This is a genomic window from Actinomadura sp. GC306, assembly GCF_004348665.1.
Taxonomy (GTDB): domain Bacteria; phylum Actinomycetota; class Actinomycetes; order Streptosporangiales; family Streptosporangiaceae; genus Spirillospora.
The window spans coordinates 1-1,193 of record NZ_SMKM01000535.1 but is presented as its reverse complement, the minus strand read 5'-3'; the positions used below and the strand labels follow the sequence as shown (position 1 = coordinate 1,193).

1 rRNA gene is annotated in these 1,193 nt (G+C 58.1%); it reads left to right on the top strand.

Going from position 1 to position 1,193, the window contains the following annotated elements:
* A 23S ribosomal RNA gene (locus tag E1200_RS33345) occupies nucleotides 1-1,193 on the top strand; the annotation flags it as partial.

Below are 1,193 nucleotides of genomic sequence, written 5' to 3'. Positions count from 1 at the left end.
GTTGGTGATGGCGTGCCTTTTGAAGAATGAGCCTGCGAGTTATGGTGTGTGGCGAGGTTAACCGGTGGCGGGTAGCCGTAGCGAAAGCGAGTCTGAATAGGGCGTTTGAGTCGCATGCTGTAGACCCGAAGCGGGGTGATCTAGCCATGGGCAGGGTGAAGCGCCGGTAAGACGGTGTGGAGGCCCGAACCCACCAGGGTTGAAAACCTGGGGGATGACCTGTGGTTAGGGGTGAAAGGCCAATCAAACTCCGTGATAGCTGGTTCTCCCCGAAATGCATTTAGGTGCAGCGTTGCGTGTTTCTTGCCGGAGGTAGAGCTACTGGATGGCTGATGGGCCCTACAAGGTTACTGACGTCAGCCAAACTCCGAATGCCGGTAAGTGAGAGCGTGGCAGTGAGACTGCGGGGGATAAGCTTCGTAGTCGAGAGGGAAACAGCCCAGATCATCGGCTAAGGCCCCTAAGCGTGTGCTAAGTGGGAAAGGATGTGGAGTTGCTCTGACAACCAGGAGGTTGGCTTAGAAGCAGCCATCCTTGAAAGAGTGCGTAATAGCTCACTGGTCAAGTGATTCCGCGCCGACAATGTAGCGGGGCTCAAGCACACCGCCGAAGCCGTGGCACTCCAGACGTGTGTTTGGGGTGGGTAGGGGAGCGTCCTGCAGCCGGTGAAGCCGCCGAGTGATCGAGTGGTGGAGGCTGTGGGAGTGAGAATGCAGGCATGAGTAGCGAGTCAAGAGTGAGAAACTCTTGCGCCGGATGACCAAGGGTTCCTGGGGCAGGCTAATCCGCCCAGGGTAAGTCGGGACCTAAGGCGAGGCCGACAGGCGTAGTCGATGGACAACGGGTTGATATTCCCGTACCCGCTGGTATGCGCCAACGCTGAACCCTCTGATGCTAACCATCCGAACCCTGCGTTGAGCCTTCGGGCTTGTCGTGGGGGGAGCGTGGGACCCGAGGGGGTAGTAGGTGAGTGATGGGGTGACGCAGGAGGGTAGCTCAGCCCAGGCGATGGTTGTCCTGGGGTAAGCATGTAGCCCGCGCTGTAGGCAAATCCGCAGCGCATTCAAGGGTGAGATGTGATGCCGAGCCGTTTTAGGTGAAGTGAGTGATCCCATGCTGTCGAGAAAAGCCTCTAGCGAGTGTACTGGCGGCCCGTACCCTAAACCGACTCAGGTGGTCAGGTAGAGAATACC